The organism is Aeromonas sp. ZOR0002, assembly GCF_963866995.1.
GTDB classification, from domain to species: domain Bacteria; phylum Pseudomonadota; class Gammaproteobacteria; order Enterobacterales; family Aeromonadaceae; genus Aeromonas; species Aeromonas caviae.
In genome coordinates this window covers 6,045-11,865 of sequence record NZ_CAWMFQ010000386.1, presented here as the reverse complement: position 1 = coordinate 11,865, position 5,821 = coordinate 6,045, and the positions used below count along the sequence as shown (strand labels likewise).

Here is a 5,821-nt window from a genome sequence, read left to right as displayed (position 1 = left end):
GCCTTTCTTTTGGTGACTTTTCTTTGGCCACGCAAAGAAAAGCCACTCGCCCAAGCCCGAAGGGCGGGCGAAACCCTGTCGAGGGCCCAGCCCTCGCGTCCAGCACGGCGCCAGCCGTGCTGCCAACAACCAGGCACACAATTTCCCCATGACGCGAACGTCCGATTACGCTTCGCTAATCGAACCTACAGTCCTGACAAAAAAGGAGCCAACGGCTCCTTTTGCTATTGATGGCGTGTGCGCTGCGCCTTACAGCGCTTCCAATCTGGCATACGCCGTCACCAGCCACTTGGCGCCGACGTCGTCGAACTGGATCTGCACCCGGCTCTGCTGGCCGACCCCTTCGAAGTTGAGCACGATCCCTTCCCCGAATTTCGGATGGAGCACCCGCTGGCCGAGCTTGATGCCGCTGGCGTCGAAGCTCTGCTGCACCTCGTTCTGGCTAAAGCGGCCGTACTGGGTGGGGCGGCTCACCTGAGTGCGCAGCCGGATCTCTTCCAGACACTCGGCGGGCATCTCGCGGATAAAGCGGCTCGGCTTGTGGAACATCTCGCGGCCGTAGATGCGGCGGCTCTCCGCATAACAGATGTAGAGCTTCTCCATGGCGCGGGTCATGCCGACGTAACAGAGGCGGCGCTCCTCTTCCAGCCGGCCCGACTCCTCGGTGGATTGCTGGCTGGGGAACATGCCCTCTTCGACGCCGACCAGCAGCACCAGCGGGAACTCCAAGCCCTTGGCGCTGTGCAATGTCATCAGCTGCACCGCGTCGGCGTATTCGTCCGCCTGATTCTCCCCGGATTCCAGCGCCGCATGGGCGAGGAAGGCGGAGAGATCGCTCATGTCCTCCAGCTCGTCCGGGCGCTGGTACTGACGGCAGGCGGTGACCAGCTCGTCAAGGTTCTCTACCCGCGCCTGGGATTTCTCCCCTTTTTCCGCCAGATACATGGCCTTGAGGCCGGAGTGCTGGATGGCGATATCCGCCTGCTGGTGCAGGGGCAGCAGGGAGACCTGCTCCTCCAGCGCGTCGATCAGATCCACAAAGCCGCGCACCGCATTGCCGGCGCGACCGGTTAGCACCTTGTCATTGAGCAGTGCCTTGGCCGATTGCCACAGGTTCTGGCCCTGATCGCGGGCGTTGTTTCGCAGTATCTCCAGGGTGCGATCGCCGATGCCCCGGGTCGGGGTGTTGACCACCCGCTCGAAGCTGGCGTCGTCGCCACGGTTGTTGATAAGACGCAGGTAGGCCATGGCGTCTTTGATTTCCTGCCGCTCGAAGAAGCGCAGGCCGCCGTAGATGCGATAGGGCATGGCGTCCTGCATCAGCGCCTCTTCCAGCACCCGCGACTGGGCGTTGGAGCGATAGAGGATGGCGCAGTCGGCGAGCAGACCCCCCTTCTCTTTCCAATCCTTGAGGCGGCCAACCACGAAGCGGGCCTCGTCCACCTCGTTGAAGGCGGCATAGAGCGAAATCGGCTCCCCCTCGGCGCCCTCGGTCCACAGCTCCTTGCCGAGCCGCTCGGCGTTGTTGGCGATGACGCTGTTGGCGGCCTTGAGGATATTGGCGGTGGAGCGGTAGTTCTGCTCGAGGCGGATGGTCTCGGCGCCCTGATAGTCGGTCAGGAAGCGCTGGATGTTCTCAATCTTGGCGCCGCGCCAGCCATAGATGGACTGGTCATCGTCACCGACGATCATCACCTTGCCGGTGTCGCCGGCCAGCATCCGCAGCCAGGCGTACTGGATGCCGTTGGTATCCTGGAACTCGTCCACCAGGATGTTCTGGAAGCGGTCGCGGTAGTGCTCGAGGATGTGCGGCTTGTTCAGCCACAGCTCGTGGGCGCGCAGCAGGAGCTCGGCAAAATCCACCAGCCCGGAGCGATCGCAGGTCTCCTGGTAGGTCTTGTAGATCTGCTGATAGGTGCGGGTGACGGGGTCGCCGTAGAGATCGATGTCGCCGGGGCGCAGCCCCTCGTCCTTCTTGCCGTTGATGTAGCCCATCACGGCGCGCGGAGCCCAGTGCTTCTCGTCGAGGTTGAGCGCCTTGAGCACCCGGCGGATGAGACGGTACTGATCGTCGGAGTCGAGGATCTGGAAATCCTGCGGCAGGCCCGCATCCAGATGGTGGGCCCGCAGCAGGCGGTGGGCAATGCCGTGGAAGGTGCCGATCCACATGCCGCGCACGCCGTCACCGATCACCTTCTCGACCCGGCCGCGCATCTCGGCCGCCGCCTTGTTGGTAAAGGTGACCGCGATGATGGAGAAGGGTGAACAGCGTTCCACCTGCATCAGCCAGGCGATACGGTGCACCAGCACCCGGGTCTTGCCCGAACCGGCACCGGCCAGCACCAGCAGGTTGCTGCGGGGCGCCGCAACGGCATCTCTTTGCTTGTCGTTGAGCCCGTCGAGCAGGGTTGAAACGTCCATCACCACTCCTGTTTATTTATACAGGCGGGGATTATACGGCCTGAGCCGCCAGAGACCAAGCCGTGAGCAGCCGGGGGCCAGCCCGCCCGCCAACGTGGCGTCGATGAGGCCGCAGGGCTGGTGCCGATGGAAGCCAGTTTTTTCATCAGGGGAGGAAAACGGTTGCGCCTAACGTCATGAATCCAAACACAAATGTCGATCGAGCCCTATTAATCACGGAATTTAATTCTGCAAAAACACCATAAAACAAACACTTATAAGGCAATTTGCTTATATTTCAAACCGTTAACGCAAACGTTTTTCCTCTATGATCCCCTTGACCAACGGGCTGGCTCACTTACAGTTAGCCAGCGTGCTTTATGACCTGCCAAGACAGGTTGTGGACCCTCACATAACAATCAAGGATACGATCGTGACTAAAGTGCTCAAGCTGGCCACCGTGGCCGCCCTCACCCTCGCTGCCCTGTCCGCCCAGGCAGCCTCCGAGCCCGCCGTCATCTATGACACCGCAGGCAAATTCGACAAGTCCTTCAACGAAGCCGTGTTCCGCAACGGCGTCGAAGTCTACAACAAGGACAAAGGCGTCAAGGTCAAGGAGTTCGAACCCCAGAACGAAGCCCAGCGCGAGCAGGGCCTGCGTCGTCTGGCCAGCCGTGGCAACGGCCCCATCGTCGCCGTCGGCTTCAACATGGGTTCCGCAGTAGAGAAGGTTGCCACCGAGTTCCCGAACACCCAGTTCACCATCATCGACATGGTGGTCGACAAGCCGAACGTCCAGTCCCTCATCTTCAAGGAGCATGAAGGTTCCTTCCTGGTGGGTGCCCTGGCAGCCATCGCCTCCAAGACCGGCAAGGTCGGCTTCGTGGGCGGCATGGACATCCCGCTGATCCGCAAGTTCCAGTGCGGCTATGAGCAAGGCGCCAAGTACATCAATCCGAAGATCGACGTCTATCAGAACATGACCGGCTCCACCCCGGCAGCCTTCGCCGACCCGGCCAAGGGTGCAGAACTGGCCAAGTCCCAGTTCGCCAAGGGCGCCGACGTGGTCTATGCCGCCGCCGGTGGCACCGGTATCGGTGTCTATCAGGCTGCCAAGGACGAAGGCAAGCTGGCCATCGGTGTGGATTCCAACCAGAACCACCTGCAACCGGGCACCATGCTGACCTCCATGGTCAAGTCCGTGGGTCTGGCCGCGTACAAGAGCTGGGATGACGCCGCCAAGGGCAGCTGGAAGCCGGGCATCCAGTCCCTGGGTCTGGCCGAAGGCGGGGTTGACTGGGCGCTGGACGAGAACAATGCCAAGCTGATCACCCCGGAAATGAAAGCCAAGGTCGAGAGCATCAAGGCCGACATCATCGCCGGCAAGATCAAGGTGCACGACTACATGAGCGACAACTCCTGTAAGTACTGATCCTGCAAGTACCGAGTCTCTGCTACGACTCTCAATCCAGACCGGCCCGTACGGGCCGGTTTTTAGTCTCTACTTCATGACCCGCAAGGACTGCATCATGGACCAGACAGATCGCTATGCCATCGAATTAAGGGGTATCGATAAGCGGTTCGGCGACGTGTACGCCAACAAGCAGATCGACCTTCAGGTTCGTAAAGGCAGCATTCACGGCATCGTCGGCGAAAATGGCGCCGGCAAGTCGACCCTGATGAGCATCATTTACGGTTTCTACCACGCCGACAGAGGCGAGATGCTGATCGACGGGAATCCGTTCAAACCCCATGGCTCCCAAGATGCGATTGCCGCCGGGGTGGGCATGGTGCACCAGCACTTCATGCTGGTGAACAACTTTACCGTATTGGAAAACGTCATCCTGGGGGCCGAGAACGGCTGGCGCCTGGGCAAGAGCCTGGCGGCCGCCGAGAAGCTGCTGGGCGAGCTGGCACGGGACTATGGTCTCGAGGTGCCGCTGCACGAGAAGGTCGAGGATCTGCCGGTGGGCCTGCAACAGCGGGTCGAGATCCTCAAGGCGCTCTATCGCGGTGCCCGCATCCTGATCCTCGACGAGCCCACCGGGGTGCTGACCCCGCAAGAGGCGGATCACCTGTTCGAGGTGCTGAAAAAGCTGCGGGATCAGGGGGCGACCGTCATCCTCATCACCCACAAGCTGCGGGAGATCCTGGCCATCACGGATCAGGTCTCCATCATGCGCCGGGGGGAGATGGTGGCCCATGTCGCCACCAAAGACACCGACAAGGAGCAGCTCGCCGAGCTGATGGTGGGCCGCAAGGTGCGCCTCAAGGTCGACAAGGGCACCGCCCAGCCGGGCGAGGCCAAGCTCAAGGTCGAGGGCCTCTCTTACGTCGATGACGCCGGGGTGGAACGGGTCAAATCCGTCAGCTTCGAAGTGCGGGCGGGGGAAGTGGTCGGCATCGCCGGGGTCTCCGGCAACGGCCAGTCCGAGCTGCTCAGCATGCTCGGCGGCATCCTCAAGCCCAGCAAGGGCGGCTTCACCATCGCCGGGGCGCAGCGCCACGAGGTAAGCCAGAGCCACCCGGCCGATCCGGAGCAGGTGCGCAACTTCGGCCTCGGCCACATCCCGGAAGACAGGCACAAGATGGGGCTCATCAACCGCTTCGAGGCGAAAGAGGCCTTCATCCTCGGTTATCACCGCCGTGCCCAGTACAACAAGGGCTGGCTGCAGGACAAGGAGGCGATCCGCCAGGATTGCCAGGCCAAGATGGACAAGTGGGACGTGCGCCCGCCGAGCCCGGAGCACAAGACCGCCAACTTCTCCGGCGGCAACCAGCAGAAGCTGGTGATCGCCCGGGAAGTGGAGCAGGACCCGGATGTGCTGCTGGTCGGCCAGCCGACCCGGGGCGTCGACATCGGCGCCATCGAGTACATCCACCAGCAGATCATCGCCATGCGCGACAAGGGCAAGGCGGTGCTGTTGGTGTCGGTGGAGCTGGACGAGATCATGAGCCTCTCCGACCGCATTCTGGTCATCGCCGATGGCCGCATCGTCGGCGAGCTGGACGGCGCCAGGGCGGATGAACGCACCATCGGCCTGATGATGGCGAACATAGTTCCTGACGACGTGGCGGCAAGCCAATCACAAGGAGCCACATCATGAAGGTCACAACCACTTGTAACGGATTCGGCCTGATGATGGTCAACACACCAGTCCCCGACGATATCAAGGAGGCCCATTCATGAGCCAAGCACGTGTTCCTGCCTGGATATCCGTGGGCGTGCTGCCCGCAGTCAATATCCTGCTGGCCTTCCTGGTGTCGGCCATCCTGTTCTATTACCTCGACATCAGCCCCATCGAGGCAGCCGAAATCATGTGGTACGGCGCCTTCGGCACCGGCGAGGGGATAGGCTTCACCCTCTACTACGCCACCGGTTTCATCTTCACCGGTCTGGCGGTGGCGGTGGCCTTCCACG

At 61.8% G+C, this 5,821-nt stretch carries 3 protein-coding genes and 1 pseudogene; 3 read left to right on the top strand and 1 reads right to left on the bottom strand.

Annotated elements, in window-relative coordinates:
- Positions 1-249 precede the first annotated feature (249 nt).
- Positions 250-2,421 carry a DNA helicase II gene (gene uvrD, locus AACR77_RS21025; RefSeq protein WP_042882217.1) on the bottom strand — a complete coding sequence of 724 codons (2,172 nt, stop codon included), beginning with the start codon at positions 2,419-2,421 and terminating at the stop codon, positions 250-252.
- Positions 2,422-2,833: 412 nt separating this feature from the next.
- On the opposite strand from uvrD, the gene AACR77_RS21020 reads away from it, so the two are divergent.
- The 3 genes and pseudogenes from AACR77_RS21020 to AACR77_RS21010 all read left to right on the top strand — a co-directional run.
- Positions 2,834-3,832, top strand: coding sequence for a BMP family lipoprotein (locus AACR77_RS21020; protein WP_041212138.1), 999 nt, complete (start codon positions 2,834-2,836; stop codon positions 3,830-3,832).
- Between the two features lie 97 nt (positions 3,833-3,929).
- A complete protein-coding gene (locus AACR77_RS21015; protein WP_039039558.1) occupies positions 3,930-5,507 on the top strand; it encodes an ABC transporter ATP-binding protein in 1,578 nt (525 codons plus the stop codon).
- A gap of 79 nt (positions 5,508-5,586) precedes the next feature.
- Positions 5,587-5,821, top strand: a pseudogene (locus AACR77_RS21010) (ABC transporter permease); the annotation flags it as partial.